Origin of the sequence: Actimicrobium sp. CCI2.3 (assembly GCF_035019065.1) — a bacterium.
Taxonomy (GTDB): domain Bacteria; phylum Pseudomonadota; class Gammaproteobacteria; order Burkholderiales; family Burkholderiaceae_D; genus Actimicrobium.
Genome location: NZ_JASJWR010000029.1, coordinates 33,876 through 51,025, shown reverse-complemented (window position 1 = coordinate 51,025; position 17,150 = coordinate 33,876). Strand labels below are relative to the sequence as shown.

The window sequence follows — 17,150 nt, the reverse complement described above, 5'->3', positions numbered from 1 at the left end:
CTGGACGCTAATGACACCACTATATCGGGTCAAATTGAATTGGGTGCAATTGAGTCAACTGCTTACATGTCAGACGAACCGGCGCGACGGAAGGTAAAATGTGGCATCCCTTTTTTACCGGCCTCGCCCATGCTTTCCACCCTGCCTGATTTGTCCACCGAGCTGCTCCCCGATAGCGCCATCGATGCCGCCACCATCCATCTGCGTGATGTACTGAGTCTGGCTATCGAATACACGCCGCAGCACGCCGCCGTCGTAGTCTCCGATGCGGGCTGCGCACTGGCGCAGGCACTCACCACGGCCTACCGGCGCTGCCTGCCCGACGCGACGTTCATCGATTTCGAGGCGGTCGCGCCCGAACAGATCCAGGCCTTGTTCGCCACGCTGTCGGCCGGCGATCTGGTGGTGCTGGTGCAGTCGACCAACTTCCGGCTGGACGCCTACCGCATCCGCGTCGAACTGTTCAAGCGCGGCCTGAAAGTCATCGAGCATCCGCATCTGGCACGCATGCCGGGCGAGCAATCGCTGCATTACATCGCCGCCCTCGCCTACGATCAGGCCTATTACCGCGGTACCGGCATGGCACTGAAGGAACGTATCGACCGCGCTGGGTCGGCCGAGATCGACAGCGGTGGCGAACTGCTGGTCTTCGGCGGCCCGCTGGAATCGGCCAAGATCAACATCGGCGATTACCGCACCATGACCAATGTCGGCGGACAGTTCCCGATCGGCGAAGTGTTCACCGAAGCGCGCGACCTTGAAGCCGTCAATGGCCGGGTACGCATTTTCGTGTTCGGCGATACCGCGTTCTCGGTCAATCAACCGGCGCAGCCGATCACGCTGGTCATCAGCAAGGGGCGCGTGATCGAGGCCATCGACAGCACGCCCGAATTTGATCAGGTGCTGGCCAATATCCGCGCCGACGAAGGTGAAGTCTGGCTGCGCGAACTCGGCTTCGGCATGAACCGCGCCTTCAGCAAGGATTGCACGGTCAGCGATATCGGCACCTTCGAACGCATGTGCGGGATCCATCTGTCGCTGGGTGCCAAACATGGCATTTATCCGAAAGCAGGATTCAAGCGTGGCGTGGTGCGGCATCACGTCGATGTCTTTGCTGTCACGCAATCAGTCCGACTGGACGGCGAAGAGGTGTACCGGGACGGCGCGTGGGTGGTGACCGCTCTGAATTAATCATGAAAATTGATGGATAGTCATAAATTGTCGGAAACAATCTCTTTAATATGCTATAAATGTTTCCTAAGAGAATTTTTTGACGAAAACACCATCACCTTCCGCCGCCGAGACGAATGAAACTCCATCAGCTCATCCTGACCAACCGCATCAACCTGTCCCATCAGCTCGCACCACTGGTCGCATTGCAACCTGATCTGGTGCTTGTCTTCGGTGACGTGGCTTTTTTCGAGACACCGGAACTGACGTCGCAATTGCAGCACCTGCTGCCATCGGCGGCGCTGGCAGGCTGTTCCACTGCAGGAGAAATCGTCCAGGACCGCGTCTATGACGGGACCTGTGTCATTACCGCTTTGCGCTTTGACGGCACCGGCGTCAATACCTGCAGCACGATCATCGATGGCATGAGCGATTCGCTAGGGGCCGGCCAGCGTCTGGCCGCCACATTACCGCAAGATAACCTGACGGCCGTGCTGTTGTTCGGCACCGGTGTAGCAATCAATGGCAGCGCGCTGGTCGATGGATTGCAGCCCGGGTTGCAACCCGGCGTGACGATTTCGGGCGGACTGGCCGCCGACAGTGGCCGGTTTCTCCAGACCTGGACGCTCGGCCCGGACGGTGCCGCCGATAACCGGATTGTTGCGGTCGGTCTGTATGGCAGCGCCATCCGATTGGGCTACGGCAACTTTGCCGGCTGGGAGCCGTTCGGACCGGCCCGCAAGGTCACCCGCTGCGTCGACAATGTGCTGTTCGAACTCGATGGCGTACGCGCCCTTGATATCTACAAATCCTACCTCGGCGACTACGCAACAGGGCTGCCCGCATCAGGACTGCTGTTCCCGTTCGAGATGCTGGGTCCGAACCGCGAGAAAAGTAATCTCTTCCGTACCATTCTCGGTATCGACGAGATCGAGGGGTCACTAATACTGGCAGGTGACATTGATCCGCAGGGTTACCTGAAGCTGATGCATTCGTCGACCGAAGCCCTGATCCGCGGCGCTGAAACAGCCGCACAGGAGGCCCTGAAAGCCAACCCGGAAGCGGACCTGAACGACCACGCGTCAGCCCCGCACCTGGCTATTCTGGTCAGCTGCGTCGGTCGCAAACTGGTCATGGGCGACCGCACCGACGAAGAAGTCGAGGCCGTCGCCGGGATTCTGGGTAAAAGTACGACGATCTGCGGTTATTATTCCAACGGCGAGATTACCGGTTCGGGCTAGGGGGATGATTGCCAGCTACATAACCAGACCATGACCATTACCTGGCTGTCCGAACTCAGCGCATGAACCGGACCTTGTCGCGCCAGTTGCGCCGCCTGCTAGGCATCGACACCGATCTCGCCCTGGAGCAGCTGGTTTCACTCGCCGCCGCCCATGCCACCCAGCCCGATCTGCCGCCGCCACTACAGATGCTGCTGGCCAATCTGGGGACGTTGATGGCGCGCGTCGATGCCAGCTACCAACAAAACGAACGTGATCTGGTGCTGCGTTCACGCAGTCTGGAACTGAGTTCGACCGAGCTGTGCGCGGCCAACGATCGCATGCGCGACGATCTGGCCGGCCGCAACCGGGTGCTGGACTCGTTGCGTGAGGCTGCGACCGGCTTGCTTGTGAGCAGCCAGTCCGGCCTGTCGCTGCCGGCCGAGCATGACCTCGAAGGACTCTCCGCGCTGCTCCCCCATCTGGTCAGGGAGCAGGAGGCCAACCGCATTGCCTTGATCAAGCAGCGCTTTGCGCTGGACCAGCACGCTATTGTCGACATAACCGACATCGCCGGCAATATCGTCGACGTCAACGACAAATTCTGCGATATCAGTGGCTTTAGCCGCGACGAACTGATCGGACACAGTCATCGCATGATCAAGTCAGGTCAGCAGGATGCGGCTTTTTTCAAGACGCTGTGGCAAACCGTCAACGCCGGTCAGGTCTGGCACGGCGAAATCTGCAACCTCACCAAGCAAGGCCAGACCTATTGGGTTGATGCGACCATCGTGCCGTTTCTTGACGCAGAGGGTAAGCCCTACCAATTCATCGCGATCCGCACCGACATCACCGAACGCAAGCACATGGCGGAAAAAATCACGACCAGCGAACGCCAGTACCGCCACGTCGTCAATGGTCTCAACGAGGTGGTGTTCCGCGCCGACCTGTCCGGCCACTGGACTTTTCTTAATCCGGCCTGGCACGCCATTACCGGTCAGCGTGCCCTTGCCGCGCTTGGAGAGTCGCTGGTCGAGGCCTTCGATGCGCGCGATCAGGCCCCGCTGCAGCAAGCCCTCGATGAAATGGCGCAGGGACGTCTGCCGTCCTGCCAGCAAGAACTGCGCATAGACAGCCGGCATAACGGCCAGCGCTGGGTCGATTTTCGGCTGCGGCCCGAACTCGAACGCGATGGCCGCATCAGCGGTTTTACCGGCAGCCTGTCGGACATCACCGAGCAACGCCAGGCCACCGCCCAGCTCAAGGACCATCTCGATTTTGTCGATACGCTGCTTGAATCGATTCCGCTGCCGGTCTTCCTGAAAGACCCGCAAGGCCGTTACCTGCGCATGAACCGGGCGTTCGGCGAATTTTTCGGCATCCGTGTCGACGATTTTATGGGCAAGACCGTGTTCGATTTGCTGCTGCCGCACGAAGCGCTCAGCGCAAGCAACGTGGACCGTCAGGTGATCAGTCAAGGCAGCATGACAAACAATGAACGCATATTCCAGCGTGACGACCGCCAGGTCAACGTGCTCTACAGTAAAGTGGCGTTGCTGAATCAGGATGGATCGCTGCGGGGTCTGGTCGGCACCATCGTCGACATCACCAGCCAGAAAGCGGCCGCGCGCGCGATGCTGCAAGCACGCGATGCAGCGGAGTCAGCCAATCGCTCGAAGAGTGAATTCCTGGCCAACATGAGCCACGAAATCCGCACGCCAATGAACGGCATCATCGGCATGACCGACCTGGTACTCGACTCGCCACTCGAAGCGCACCAGCGCGAACAACTCGACATGGTCAAGTCGTCTGCCGATGCGCTGCTGCAGATCATCAATGGCATCCTCGATTTTTCGAAAATTGAAGCCGGCAAGATGACGCTAGACCGCGTCGGCTTCAACCTCGGCGAGCTAGTCACCGAGACGGTACAGGCCCATGCATTACGGGCTCGACAGGGCAAGCTGAAGTTGCTGCTCGATATCGATCCGGTGATGCCAGCCGAGGTGGTCGGCGACGCCGGACGGTTTCGCCAGATCCTCACCAACCTGATCGGTAATGCGATCAAGTTCACCCCGGCCGGCGCAGTACGGGTTGGCGTCCGGCTAACCAGTCAGACCACGCATGGCGCCGTGGTGGAAATCAGCGTCACCGATACGGGCATCGGCATTCCGGTCGCCAAGCAGTCCACGGTCTTTGACGCATTCGAACAGGAAGATGGTTCGACCAGTCGTCGCTTTGGCGGAACCGGGCTAGGCCTGTCGATCACGCGCCGGCTGGTCACGTTGATGGCGGGAGAGATCACATTGCACAGCACAGTCGGCCACGGCAGCACGTTCGTCGTGACGGTACCGATCGACATCGAGCCCGGCGTAGTGCTGGCCAGCACACAGCAGACCCTGCCTGATAAATTGCCAGCTCATCCTGTCGACACCACGACGATGCCGCCTGTAGTGACGGACCGAACCATGCCGGCACTGTCCATCCTGCTGGTCGAAGACAATATCCTGAACCAGCAACTGGCCGTGACGCTGCTGACGAGATGGGGCCACCAGGTTACGGTCGCCAACAACGGTATCGAAGCGCTGGTGCTGCACGCGCAGCGACGCTTTGATCTCATCCTGATGGACTTGCAGATGCCGCTGATGGATGGCATCGAAGCAACGGCTGGGATTCGCGCCCGCGAACAGGAAGGGCAACCCAGGACCGTGATCATTGCCATGACCGCCAATGCGATGCAGGGTGACCGCGAACGATGTCTCGCCAGCGGCATGGATGACTATCTGTCGAAACCCTTCAAGACCGATCACTTCGTTGCCTTGCTGAAAAAATACGCACCCTGACGGCGCTTTTCCGCGGTCGCTTCGCTGCCATCACCTATCCTGCCCTCGCGCCTGCCTTGCTGACATTTAAGATGCGGACGTTATCGGAAGCTTACGATAAACTCCGTCTCGCAATTTCTCTCTTTCGCTCATCAAGGATTCAGCATGATCAAGGCTTCGACCGGTTTCTCCGCACTGAACTCCAGCTGGCGCTATCGCGGGCCGGCCATTTTTCTGCACTGGCTACTGGCAATTTTGTTGACCGGTATGGTCGCGCTGGGCTGGTACATGCTCGACATCGAGGATACCCCTGGCAGTGACTGGTATTTCAACCTGCATAAATCGATCGGGCTGATCGTTGCCGCCCTCGTTGTGCTGCGACTGCTGTGGCGCGTCAGTCATGCACCGCAGGCGCTGCCGGCGCACCTGCCGCAATGGAAAATGAAAGTCGCGGTCCTGACCCACTGGTTGCTGTACGCCTGCATGATCGTGATGCCGACGACCGGCTTTCTCGGTGCGTCGCTGAGCAAGGATGGCGTGGCGTTTTTTGGTATCGCCCTGCCGGTCTGGGCCAGCCCCAACCATGACTTGTCCGAACAATTCTTTGGCATCCATTCGATCGCCGCCTGGGTGCTGGTCGCCCTGGTGGCGTTGCATGCGCTGGCCGGACTCAAGCATTTGCTGGTCGACAAAGACGGCGTGTTCCAGCGCATGTGGTGGTAATGCGCGATCTGTTGCGATAGTTCGTCAGAGTGACACCGCTTTATCACGTCTTTGTGTCGTGACATCAGCGCGATGACCACGATGGTTGTCGCCGCGGGTGGTACCGGGATGTAATGCGTCAACGCGCCTGCCAGGTGCGGTTGACGATTGCATCCGGGAGACTGCGTGACCTACTTTTCTTGCATTACCGTACTTTGCACCGCCCTGCTGACCGGCTGCGGCGGCGGCAGCAACAGCAGCAGCAACAGCAGCGACAGCAGCCAGGCCGCACCGCTGACGCTCACCAGTGCCATCCGCACGGTGTCCGGTGCGCCACCCTGTCCTGCCGCACCCAATCCGCTGCGCAATATCACGACGGTTCAGGGCAGCAGCCGCCTCAGTCCGAGAGCCGGCCAACTGGTGACGCTTCGCGGCGTTGTCACGGGTGACTTCCAGGAAACCCGCCAGTTACACGGCTTTTTTCTGCAGCAAGCCGAGCCCGATAGCAAGGCCAGCACCTCCGAGGGGATCTTTGTCTACCTGCCATCCGGCGCGCGCCACGTCGCACGCGGCCAGTACGTGCAGGTCAGCGGCACCGTCGAAGAATACAAAAGCAGCAGTGCCGACCCGGAGCGGCTGACCCGCATCAGTGCTGTCAGTACGATCTCGGTGTGCGGCAGCGGCCCGCGCATCACGGCGCAGGTGCTGCGCTTGCCGGTCACCAGCAACAAGGACTTTGAAGCACTCGAAGGCATGCTGGTCCGGCTGCCACAAACCCTGACCGTCACCGACAACCACGACCTCGGCCGCCACGGCGAAATCCTGCTCTCGGCCAACGGACGCCTGTGGCAACCCAACAATGATCCCGACCAGCGCGATGCGGCGACCGTCAGCGCCCTCAATGCGCGTTCGCAGATCCTGCTCGACGACGGTGCCAATGTGGTCTCGCCTTCGCCGATGCCGTATCTGTCGGCCTCCGACAGCAACGGCACACGCCGCAGTGGCGACACGGTTAGCGACCTGCAAGGCATCCTGACGTGGAGCACCAGCGGCTGGCGCATCGTGCCGACCGAAACAGTCACCTTCGCGCAGACCAACCCGCGTCCGCCGGAACCCGAAGCGGTCGGCGGCACGCTACGCGTGGCCAGCATGAACGTGCTCAACTACTTCACTACCCTCAACGTGCGCGGAGCCACGACCCGTACCGAACTGCGCCGCCAGCGAGACAAACTCGTCGCCACCATTGCCGGACTGGATGCCGACGTACTGGGCCTGATGGAAATCGAAAACAATCCGGCCACGCTCGATAACCTGGTCAGCGCGATCAACGCGCAGCTCGGTCGCAACACCTACGCCGCCATCGACAGCGGCACACCCGGCAGCGATGCCATCAAGGTTGCGCTGATCTACAAACCCGCACGCGTCGCTCCGCTCGGCAACCATGAACTGCCGCCGACACGCGGCTTCCTGATCGATGGCGGATTGCGACCGCCACTGGCACAGCACTTTGTGGCCCGCGATAACAACGCCTCTTTCTGGATGGTTGTCAGCCATCTCAAAAGCAAAAGCAGTTGTCCGACCGATTCGCGCAGCGTCGAGCGCGATCGTGGTCAGGGCTGCTGGAACGCGACGCGTACGCGGCAAGCAGGCACGCTGACGCAGTGGGTCAACACGCTGGTGGCCCGCTCCGGCGACAGCAATGTACTGATGCTGGGCGACTTCAATGCCTATCTCGATGAAGATCCGATCCGCACGCTCGAAGCTGCCGGCTATGACGATCTGCTACGTCGCCTGCCGCCTGCCGAACGCTATTCGTACGTCTTCGCCGGTCAGGCCGGCGCGCTCGACCATGGCTTCGCCAGCAAGTCGCTGGCACCGTCGGTCAGCGGCATGACGATCTGGCATAGCAATGCCGACGAGCCTGCCGTATTCGACTACCACACCGAATCAAAACCGGATGACCGTTTTGCCGCAACGCCATGGCGCGCGTCGGACCATGATCCTGTACTGGTCGGACTCACGTTGCCGGCACCGTGACCAAACGCACTTCGCTTGTTGTGACGCTACTGGTCGCTGTCGGGGTGATACTGGTCACCCTGGTCGTCCTCAGCATCGCAATGGCCACCTTGCGATACATCGACAGTACGCGGCATGCGGGCTTCACCAGCATTCCGCAGCAACTGCCTCAGACCGATGTCATGATCAGGATCAACCAGGTCAACGCTATCCTCGCGCCCCTCGAAGCCATCTTTTCGAGCGCGCCAGATGACGCGTCGCGACTGATCCGCAATGCGCTCCTGATCGGCTTGAGCAGCATCGCCTTGCTGTCCATCGGCACCTGCCTTTTGCTGGTCCGGCTGGTCGGTGCCAGAAGTGCCCGGCTCGCATCGCAGTTACGCAAGAGCGAAGAACGCCTGACGCTGGGATTCGTCGGTAGCGGTGCCGGCCTGTGGGACTGGGACATCTGTTCCGACAGCGTCTATTACTCACCGTGGATCAGCGAGCTGCTGGGCTACGAAGAAGGGTCGCTCGACAACACGCCAGCGGCCTTTATCGAACTGATGCACCCGGACGACCGCGCTGCCTGCAAGGAAGCAACCGCCTTGCACTTGAGCGTGTCGGCACGCTATGACGTCGCGTTTCGCCTGAAAACCGGCGATGCCGGTTACCTGTGGTGCCGCTCGCGCGGGCAAGTCGTCCGGGATGACAGTGGCACACCCGTGCGCATGGTCGGCACGCTCACCGATATCAGTGACCTCAAGGCGGCAGAAGCGTTGGCATTCAGCGAAAAAGAGCTGGCCCAGGTGGCACTGGCCGCCATCGCCGACGCCGTCATCACCACCGATATCGCCGGCAACATCACCTACTGCAACCGGGTTGCCGAAGCGCTGCTAGGGCGACCGATCGCTTCGTTGCGCAACCGGCCTCTGGCACTGGCTTGCCGCATCTTCAGCGAAACCAGCGGCCAGCAAATCAGCGATCTGGTCGGCCCGTCCATTGACGGCATCGATTATCCCGACCTCGAAGACACGCTGCTGCTGCACGCACTGGACGGACGGATTATTCCGATCGATCATTCGGTCGCGCCGATCCGCAATTTTTCCGGCACCATCATCGGCGCTGTGGTCGTCCTGCACGATGTCAGCGAAGGACGCCAGCATGCTGCCGAACTGACCTATCAAGCCAACCACGACGCCCTGACCGGCGTACTCAACCGGCGTGCCTTCGAGTCGCAACTCACTACGCTGATCCGCACGGCCATCCCGCAGCAACCATTGGCGGTACTCTATCTCGACCTCGATCAGTTCAAGGTCGTCAACGATACGTGCGGCCACGCCGCCGGCGACGAACTGATCAGCCAGATCAGCATGATCCTGCAGCAGAATGTGCGCGCTGGTGACTTGCTGGCACGACTGGGCGGTGACGAATTCGGCATCGTTCTGATGGACTGCGACGACAGTGATGCGATCCGGATTGCCGAACAATTACGTGCCAGCGTCGCCAGCATCCGCTTTGCCTGGACCGGACAGTATTTTGCCGTCGGCGTCAGCGTCGGCATGGTCGCTGTCACGCACGATGGAAGTACGCTCAAGGAAGTCATGAAATCCGCCGATGCGGCGTGCTACATGGCCAAGGAAAAAGGTCGTAACCGGGTGCATGTGTATCGTGCCGACGATGTCGAACTGACGGTGCGTCATCATGAAATGACCTGGATTGCACGGATCAAGGATGCGCTGGAGCGCGACCGCTTCTGCCTGTATACCCAAGCGATCGTATCATTGCAGAACGGTGCTGTGGCGGGTGACAAGCATGTCGAAATCCTGTTGCGCATGCTCGGTGACGACGACCAGCCCATTGCGCCGATGGCCTTCATCCCGGCTGCCGAACGCTACGGCCTGATGACCCAGATCGATCGCTGGGTCATTCGCAATACGTTTAACTTGCTCGCCCGTCCCGGTATCGGCATCCGCACCTGTGCGATTAATCTCTCTGGCAGCTCGATTGACGATGACCATTTTTTTGCCTATCTGCTGGAACAACAGCGTCTGCATCAGGTGGAGTGGTCAATGCTGTGCTTCGAGATCACCGAAACCGCCGCGATTGCGAGCCTGTCCAGGGCCGCCGCACTGATTCACCGCTTGCGCGACCTCGGTTGCCGTTTCGCGCTCGATGATTTCGGCACCGGCATGTCCTCGTTCAGCTATCTCAAGCACTTGCCGGTCGATTATCTGAAAATCGATGGCAGCTTCGTCAAAGACATGCTGACGAACCCCACTGACCGGGCCATGGTTGATGCAATAAACAACATTGGCCATGTCATGGGCAAGCAAACCATTGCCGAATTCGTTGAAAACGATGCAATACTAGCTTGCCTGCGCGCGATGGGCGTCGATTATGCCCAAGGCTTTGGCGGCGTCGGTGAGCCGGAACCGTTAGTACTGGCCTGCGTGGTAGATCCGTCCTGAACGCAGGATAACAATTGCACCAACAGGGAACCAAGCCACACCCAAGACAAACCTATAGTTAGACTTCACTCCAGAGAGACTGCCATGATGATCCAGTCAATATCCCCTCGCATCATCACTTTGCTCCTGAGCCAGCTAGGCCTGGAACAATCACCACTGACCACACCATCCGGCATGAGTTGCACTTTATCCGTCGGCGACATTGATATCGAACTCACCGAGTCGGACGCACATTGTCTGACCATGCAATGTTATCCGGGCGTGCTGATCGAGCCCTCCATGGCAACGCTCTCGACACTGCTGGCAGAAAATCAATATCAGGAAAACTTGCCCGTTATCAGCGTCGGCCTGCTGCCCGAAGCCCCGGGAAACGTCATGATCTGGTCACGCATGGTGCCTGGTGAAGCCAGTGCTGCGATGCTGGGCTACTGGTTTGCCTGCTTCAACGAGCGGGCGCAGGCGCTGCATGGTTGGCTAGACGCCGGAGCACCGGCGCTCATGCCCATGGATGGCAATACGTACCAACCCTCACTGAGCCTGCATTAGCTAATCCATGCTGACAATGCAATAGCGCGCGATGGCACCGAGTACATCCGGGTCTTCGCCGGCGGCTGCCGCGACGCGGATCAGCAGTTGCGGATGGGTCGACCGCAACTCTTCGACGATCAGTGGCAAGTCGCGCAGCAAATGGCTGCCTTGGCCCAGAAAGACCGGCACGATCGTGATGTCACTGCATCCATCGGCCGCCAGTGCCGCCACGGTGTCGGGCAACTGCGGGGTCATCAGTTCAAGGAACGCCAGGCGCACTTCCACCTCCGGCAGCTGCGCACTGGTGATGTGCTGCAGACGTTCAAAGGGAGCGGCCCAGCCCGCAGCGCGGGCACCGTGGGCAAACAGGATCAAGGCTTTCCGGGTCATGGTGTCAGTGTTCGGTGATAAGCGGTTAATGGCGTTCGACCCACCACAACGCACCAATCGCACCGGCCAGAAATAACAGGCTAGGGGCGATCGCTGTGGCCAGTGGCGGCCAGGTGTTGAGCAGGCCGATGTGAGAAAACAGGCTGTTGATCAATTTGAAGCTGACACCAATCATGATGCCGATAAAAATTTTCAGGCTGACGCCTCCGCTGCGGGCATGCAAGTAGGCAAACGGCAAGGCCAGCGCCATCATCACGAAGACGGCGAACGGGTAGATGATTTTTTTCCAGAACGCGATGTCGTAGCGTTCGGTCACCTGCTTGTTTTCAAGAAGGTGGCGGGTATAGGTGGCAAGGTCGAAGGCCGACATCCGGTCCGGATCGGCGAACGTGACCGACAGGATATCGGGCGTGATGTCAGAGATCAGCTCGCGACTGGGTGTCCTGACGGTAGCGATACCCGAGGTGGCATCTGGCAGTACCGCCAGATTAAACACGGTGCGCGCAAAACGGGTTGTCGCTACCTCGTTGAGTAGCCAGCGCCGGTCGCCCTGAAAGACCGCCGTGCGCGCCGTTACCATGATGGTCAGACGCAATTGCTCATCGAACTCGTAGAGTTTGACGTCGTTGAGCTGGCCGTTGGGCAGCAACTCGCCGACATTGACAAAACGTGAGCCGATCACGGCACCGCTGTCATTTCGGATCTGGTCTTTGGTCCACAAACCGGAACGAAATTCTTTTGAGCTCGTGCCTTGCGCCTGTTGCTTGAGCCGTTCAGCCCGCTCGGCCGTCAGCGGCGAGATCACCTCACCGAACAAGAAGGTGAGCAACACGAACACCAGCCCGATGCGGGCCAGCATGAAGCCGGCCTGCATCGTTGACAAGCCCGACACCCGCATGATGGTGAATTCGGAATTCGAGGCCATTTGGGCCAGCACGTAAATACTGCCGATCAATGCCGCGATCGGCATCAGCTCGTAGGTATAACCGGGCAAGCCAAGCGCGATGTACAGGAAGGCATGATGAATCTGGTAGCCGCCGCGCCCGACCGATGGCAATTCGTTGATCAGGTCAAAGAAAGCGAACAGGGCAAGGAATGCGATGAGCACGAACAGCACGGCGCGCAGAATTTCCTTGCCGAAGTACTTTTGCAAGACAGTCATGTCGCACTCCGTTTGCCGACAGACCGATGCCTGATGTTGGCGAACCAACGCAGCGGGTGGTGCGCACTATTCATTTTCAGGCGCCAGGAAAACAGCAGCACGATAATCGTGATTGCCAGCACATGCACCGGCCACCAGGCCAGCCAGATCGACAACCGGTTCTGCACCACCGCAGCCTGCATCAGGCTGATCATGTTGCTGTAAAAAACAAACAGCAACAACGCGATGATCAGGTTGGCAGAACGCCCGCCGCGCGGATTGACAAAGCCGAGCGGAATGGCCAGCAGCATCAGGAACAGACACATCAGCGGCAACGACAAGCGCCATAACAGCTCGCCCTGGTTAAAACTGTCCGGAAAGGCCAGCAAGGCAGCCGTGCTCAGCGAGCGCGACGACAGATCGGCCATCACCGACGGCATGGTGCTGGAGATGAGCACGCCATAGCTTTCAAACTCCATCAGCTGGAAGTCGTTCTCATCGAGCGTCCCTTCATACCGGCGGCCTTTCGACAACACCAGAAATTTATCGCCGTGGGCATCAATTTCGATACGGCCTTCCTTCGAGACGACGATGCTGTTCTTGCCATCGCGGAAGGTATTGACGAACACGTTACGCACCCGCATCGCATCACCAGTGACGCCCTCGACAAAAAACACTCTGTTTGAGGAAGCCGATTCCTGGAACTTGCCGGGTGAGACTTTGGCGATATCGGCGCGTTTTTCAAAGCGATCGCGGAATTCAGCGCTTGAGCGGTTGGCCCATGGCGTGGCATAAAAGCTCAGCAACCCAATGACCAGCACCACCGGCAAGCCGCACGTGAGCACCGTCGGAATCCAGCGTGTCAGGCTCAGTCCGGAAGCGAACCAGACCACCATCTCGGAATCCTGATAGCTGCGGGTCACCACCAGTAACACCGAAATGAACGTGGTCAGGATCAGAATGATCGGCATGTAATTGAGTGCCGAAAAGCCGATCAGGGCGAGCACATCTTCGGAGGCGACTTTGCCCCCCGCTGCCTGACCAAGGATCTTGATCAGCATCACGGTAATGGTGATCGTAAAAAGAGTAGTGAAGACCGCGCCGGCTGTGCTGATCAATTCGCGTCGGAGCGCGCGCTGGAAAATCATCTGGAGGCTATAATCGTTTACGCAAATTGGGAGAGAATCGATGGACTTTAGCATAAAAACTTTTGACGCCAAGACCACGTTGGCCAATATCAAGGCCGGTTGTATCGCCGTTGGTGTCTTCGAAGGCAAACAATTATCCAGCGCCGCCAAGGCACTCGACACCAGCGGTGCACTCGCCGCCGCCGTCAAATCCGGCGACATCACCGGCAAGGCCGGCAGCACGCTGATGCTGCGCAGCGTCACCGGCGTTCAAGCCGAGCGCGTCCTGCTGGTCGGACTGGGTAAAGCAAATCCGTTGTCGCAAAAAGATTTTGGCAGCGCCGTGCGCGCCGTCGCCAGCGTCTTCGCGGCGATCGGTGCCAGCGATGCCGTCATCGCCCTGCCACTGGACGACGTCAAGGACAGCAGCACCGCCTGGGCCATCAACTGCGCCGTCATCGCCATCGAGAGCAATGCCTATCGTTTCGACGAAATGAAAAGCAAGAAAGACCCGCTGCCAGAAAGCGTCAAGAAAGTCATTTTTGCTGTCAGCGCCGAGGATGCCGATGCCGCCAAGGCAAGCATCACCAGCAGCGTCGCGCTGGCCCACGGCATGAACCTGACCAAGGACCTCGGTAACCTGCCACCGAACATCTGCACCCCGACCTATCTGTCCGAGATCGCGCGCAAGATGGCCAAGGACTTCAAGCTCGGCATCGAAGTGCTGGACCGCAAACAGCTCGAAGCACTCAAGATGGGCAGCTTCCTGTCGGTCACCAATGGCAGCATCGAGCCACCAAAATTCATCGTCCTCAAGCACATGGGCGGCAAGGCAAAAGACGCGCCGGTGGTGCTGGTCGGCAAAGGCATCACGTTCGACTCCGGCGGCATTTCGCTCAAGCCGGGTGCCAACATGGATGAAATGAAGTACGACATGTGTGGCGCAGCCACCGTGCTCGGCACCTTCCGTGCCATCGCCGAACTCAAACTCAAGCTCAACGTCATCGGCGTCATCGCCACCTGCGAGAACATGCCATCGGGCAGCGCAACCCGTCCGGGCGACATCGTCACGTCGATGTCCGGCCAGACCATCGAAGTCCTCAACACGGACGCCGAAGGCCGGTTGGTACTGTGCGATGCACTGACTTATGTCGAACGTTTCAAGCCAGCCGCCGTCGTCGATATCGCGACACTGACCGGTGCCTGCGTGGTCGCCCTGGGCAACCACAACACCGGCCTGTTCACCCGTCACGACGAAGCCCATGACAGCCTCGCCGAAGAATTGCTGGCCGCCGGCAAGACCGCAGGCGACACCGCCTGGCGCATGCCGATCGAAGAAGCCTACAACGAACAGTTGAAGTCCAACTTCGCCGACATGGCCAACATCGGTACACCGGGCGGCGGCAGCATCACCGCCGCCGCCTTCCTGGAACGCTTCACGCAGCAATACACGTGGGCTCACCTTGATATCGCCGGTACTGCCTGGAAAAGCGGTGCCGCCAAAGGTGCCACCGGACGGCCAGTGCCACTGCTGACGACCTTCCTGCAAAATCGGGTCACCGCCGCGAAGTAATCCAGACCGGCTCATCACGGCGTTCGCAGGCATCACCCATGCACTGCGAACGCCGTTTTCAATTCAGGAAACCCCGTCATGAAATCACGTTCCCATTTGCTGTCAACGCTGCTGGCGTTGGCTTTCGCCACCAGCGTTCCGGCGCTCCATGCGCAAACTCCTGCTCCTGCTCCAGCTGCGGCCGCCACCGAAACAGTGCGCGCCATCGTCGGCAAGCCGCTGCAGGAAGCCCAGGTAATGATTCAGGCCAAGCAATACGACGAAGCCTTCGCCAAGCTCGACAGCATCGATGCCCTGCCCGACCGCACGCCCTTTGAAATCTATTCAATCGACCGCACGCGCGGCGCGGCAGCGGCGGCTTCCGGCAATGCCGAACTGACCGGTACCGTCTTCGCCCGCATTCTCGACAGCGGTCGTGTGCCGGCCGACGAGCAACTCAAACTGATCGAAGGCGTCACCGGCAGTTTTTACAATGCCAAGGATTATCCGAAGACCATCGTCTGGGCCCAGCGCTACCAGAAGCAAGGCGGCACCAGCGCCTCCGTCGCCGCGATGCTGGTGCAATCGCAATACCTGATCAACGACCATGCCGGCGTCGTCGCCAGCCTGAAAGCCAGCGTGCAAGCCGACGATCAGGCCGGTCGCACCACACCGGAAATCCAGTTACAGATGCTGGCCGACAGCGCCCGCAAAACCAGCGACGATGCGCTGTATGTAGCGACGCTGGAACGCCTGCTGCAAACCTATCCGAAGCCGGCATACTGGACCGACCTGATCAACCGCGTGCCGCGTCAGGCCGGTTTTTCCGATCGCTACACGCTCGATGTGCTGCGCCTGCAGCGTGCCACCGGCACGCTGGCCAACGCGCTCGATTACGCCGACCTGGCCGAACTGGCGTTGCAGGCCAACCTGCCGGCAGAAGCGCTGGCAGTCCTCGACGAAGGCTACGCCGCCAACCTGCTCGGCACCGGTTCGCAGAGCGCGCGCCACACCAGACTGCGCACGCAGGCACGCAGCCAGTCCGCTGCGGATCAGAAAGTACTCGCCAGTAGCGAAGCCGCCGCACAGAAGGCCAGCACCGGCATCGCACTGGTCAACATCGGTACCAACTACCTCGGCCAGAAAGACTATCCGCGTGCCATTGCCCTGCTTGATCAAGGCATCGCCAAGGGCGGACTGAAACGTCCTGACGAAGCGACACTGCATCTGGGCATCGCGCTGCAACAGTCGGGCAACAAGGCGCGTGCGGCGACTGTGTTGAAGACGCTGCAGGCGCGTGATGGCAGCGCTGAGCTGGCGCGGTTGTGGACATACGTGCACTAAGCAAAAAATGGCGTGCGTCGGGATGACGCACGCCAAGTTGACTCAATGATGTGATCCGGCGCAAAACTCTTTGATCGAAGTGAATAAAAGTCGATATAGTCGAGGACAAACGACATACACATAAGTAGCACCGTTGTATGAAATCATTTCGATGGAGCCCCGAGAAAAACGCCTCTTTACAAGTGGACAGGGGAATATCCTTCGAGAATGTCGTCCTCACGATCGACTCGGATGGACTGCTTGATATATTGACTCATCCAAACCGAACCAAATATCCAGGGCAGAAGATATTTGTCGTTGTATGGGAAATCTATGTTTATCTGGTGCCGTTTGTAGAAGACGACGCTTTCATTTTTCTGAAAACAATCATCCCGAGTCGCAAGGCGACCCGCGACTATCTTGTCCGAGGAGAGTCACCATGATGCCGATAGATGATGACGAACGCGAAATCCTGAACGCCTATGAAAAAGGAAAGCTGGCATCAATCGCCACGAAAAGCGAACTCGCCAGATTCAAAGCCGTTGCACGAGCGACTGGTATCAAGGACCGGCGAGTCAATATCCGGCTCTCATCTGATGACCTCAATACCATTCAGGCCAAGGCACTCGAGCAAGGCATTCCTTATCAGACGTTGATTGCCAGCGTATTGCACAAGTACGTTACCGGGCGACTCGCCGAAAAGCTCTGATCA

Annotated in this window: 13 protein-coding genes; 10 read left to right on the top strand and 3 right to left on the bottom strand. The window is 59.3% G+C overall.

The window, feature by feature from the left end; translation table 11 throughout:
* Nucleotides 1-129: 129 nt before the first annotated feature.
* From QN370_RS15865 to QN370_RS15835, 7 genes are all read left to right on the top strand, one after another.
* Nucleotides 130-1,191 carry a hypothetical protein gene (locus tag QN370_RS15865; protein ID WP_322126814.1) on the top strand — a complete coding sequence of 354 codons (1,062 nt, stop codon included), beginning with the start codon at nt 130-132 and terminating at the stop codon, nt 1,189-1,191.
* 116 nt (nt 1,192-1,307) lie between these two features.
* Complete coding sequence (locus QN370_RS15860; protein ID WP_322126813.1) at nt 1,308-2,411, top strand: FIST signal transduction protein; 1,104 nt, start codon at nt 1,308-1,310, stop codon at nt 2,409-2,411.
* A gap of 62 nt (nt 2,412-2,473) precedes the next feature.
* Nucleotides 2,474-5,230 carry a PAS domain S-box protein gene (locus QN370_RS15855; RefSeq protein ID WP_322126812.1) on the top strand — a complete coding sequence of 919 codons (2,757 nt, stop codon included), beginning with the start codon at nt 2,474-2,476 and terminating at the stop codon, nt 5,228-5,230.
* A 144-nt stretch (nt 5,231-5,374) separates the two neighbouring features.
* Nucleotides 5,375-5,932, top strand: a complete 558-nt coding sequence (locus QN370_RS15850; RefSeq protein ID WP_322126811.1) for a cytochrome b — start codon at nt 5,375-5,377, stop codon at nt 5,930-5,932.
* Nucleotides 5,933-6,097: 165 nt separating this feature from the next.
* Nucleotides 6,098-7,948: an ExeM/NucH family extracellular endonuclease gene (locus tag QN370_RS15845; RefSeq protein ID WP_322126810.1), complete on the top strand. Its 1,851-nt coding sequence runs from the start codon at nt 6,098-6,100 to the stop codon at nt 7,946-7,948.
* Nucleotides 7,945-10,377, top strand: coding sequence for an EAL domain-containing protein (locus tag QN370_RS15840; protein WP_322126809.1), 2,433 nt, complete (start codon nt 7,945-7,947; stop codon nt 10,375-10,377). The genes QN370_RS15845 and QN370_RS15840 overlap by 4 nt, the downstream gene beginning before the upstream one ends.
* 84 nt (nt 10,378-10,461) lie before the next feature.
* Nucleotides 10,462-10,923: a hypothetical protein gene (locus QN370_RS15835; protein ID WP_322126808.1), complete on the top strand. Its 462-nt coding sequence runs from the start codon at nt 10,462-10,464 to the stop codon at nt 10,921-10,923.
* Here the strand turns inward: QN370_RS15835 and QN370_RS15830 are convergent, their stop codons facing one another.
* From QN370_RS15830 to lptF, 3 genes are read right to left on the bottom strand one after another with little or no spacing between them, the layout of a single operon-like run.
* The gene (locus tag QN370_RS15830) at nt 10,924-11,295 is read right to left on the bottom strand and encodes a CbiX/SirB N-terminal domain-containing protein (RefSeq protein WP_322126807.1); all 372 of its coding nucleotides are present in this window, start codon (nt 11,293-11,295) and stop codon (nt 10,924-10,926) included.
* A gap of 25 nt (nt 11,296-11,320) precedes the next feature.
* Complete coding sequence (lptG, locus tag QN370_RS15825; protein WP_322126806.1) at nt 11,321-12,457, bottom strand: LPS export ABC transporter permease LptG; 1,137 nt, start codon at nt 12,455-12,457, stop codon at nt 11,321-11,323.
* The gene (gene lptF, locus QN370_RS15820) at nt 12,454-13,584 is read right to left on the bottom strand and encodes an LPS export ABC transporter permease LptF (protein WP_322126805.1); all 1,131 of its coding nucleotides are present in this window, start codon (nt 13,582-13,584) and stop codon (nt 12,454-12,456) included. The genes lptG and lptF overlap by 4 nt, the downstream gene beginning before the upstream one ends.
* A 40-nt stretch (nt 13,585-13,624) precedes the next feature.
* On the opposite strand from lptF, the gene QN370_RS15815 reads away from it, so the two are divergent.
* The 3 genes from QN370_RS15815 to QN370_RS15805 all read left to right on the top strand — a co-directional run bounded on the left by QN370_RS15815 (nt 13,625) and on the right by QN370_RS15805 (nt 17,147).
* Complete coding sequence (locus tag QN370_RS15815; RefSeq protein ID WP_322126804.1) at nt 13,625-15,136, top strand: leucyl aminopeptidase; 1,512 nt, start codon at nt 13,625-13,627, stop codon at nt 15,134-15,136.
* A gap of 78 nt (nt 15,137-15,214) precedes the next feature.
* Nucleotides 15,215-16,459: a hypothetical protein gene (locus tag QN370_RS15810; RefSeq protein ID WP_322126803.1), complete on the top strand. Its 1,245-nt coding sequence runs from the start codon at nt 15,215-15,217 to the stop codon at nt 16,457-16,459.
* Between the two features lie 418 nt (nt 16,460-16,877).
* The gene (locus QN370_RS15805; protein ID WP_322126802.1) at nt 16,878-17,147 is read left to right on the top strand and encodes a CopG family antitoxin; all 270 of its coding nucleotides are present in this window, start codon (nt 16,878-16,880) and stop codon (nt 17,145-17,147) included.
* Nucleotides 17,148-17,150: the final 3 nt, after the last annotated feature.

Excerpts from the sequence above, each read along its gene's own strand:
- QN370_RS15855 (WP_322126812.1), top strand. The coding sequence starts at position 2,474 with ATGAACCGGACCTTGTCGCGCCAGTTGCGCCGCCTGCTAGGCATCGAC.
- QN370_RS15805 (WP_322126802.1), top strand. The coding sequence starts at position 16,878 with ATGATGCCGATAGATGATGACGAACGCGAAATCCTGAACGCCTATGAA.
- QN370_RS15815 (WP_322126804.1), top strand. The coding sequence starts at position 13,625 with ATGGACTTTAGCATAAAAACTTTTGACGCCAAGACCACGTTGGCCAAT.
- lptF (WP_322126805.1), bottom strand. The coding sequence starts at position 13,584 with ATGATTTTCCAGCGCGCGCTCCGACGCGAATTGATCAGCACAGCCGGC.
- QN370_RS15810 (WP_322126803.1), top strand. The coding sequence starts at position 15,215 with ATGAAATCACGTTCCCATTTGCTGTCAACGCTGCTGGCGTTGGCTTTC.
- QN370_RS15830 (WP_322126807.1), bottom strand. The coding sequence starts at position 11,295 with ATGACCCGGAAAGCCTTGATCCTGTTTGCCCACGGTGCCCGCGCTGCG.
- QN370_RS15865 (WP_322126814.1), top strand. The coding sequence starts at position 130 with ATGCTTTCCACCCTGCCTGATTTGTCCACCGAGCTGCTCCCCGATAGC.
- QN370_RS15835 (WP_322126808.1), top strand. The coding sequence starts at position 10,462 with ATGATGATCCAGTCAATATCCCCTCGCATCATCACTTTGCTCCTGAGC.
- lptG (WP_322126806.1), bottom strand. The coding sequence starts at position 12,457 with ATGACTGTCTTGCAAAAGTACTTCGGCAAGGAAATTCTGCGCGCCGTG.
- QN370_RS15860 (WP_322126813.1), top strand. The coding sequence starts at position 1,308 with ATGAAACTCCATCAGCTCATCCTGACCAACCGCATCAACCTGTCCCAT.
- QN370_RS15850 (WP_322126811.1), top strand. The coding sequence starts at position 5,375 with ATGATCAAGGCTTCGACCGGTTTCTCCGCACTGAACTCCAGCTGGCGC.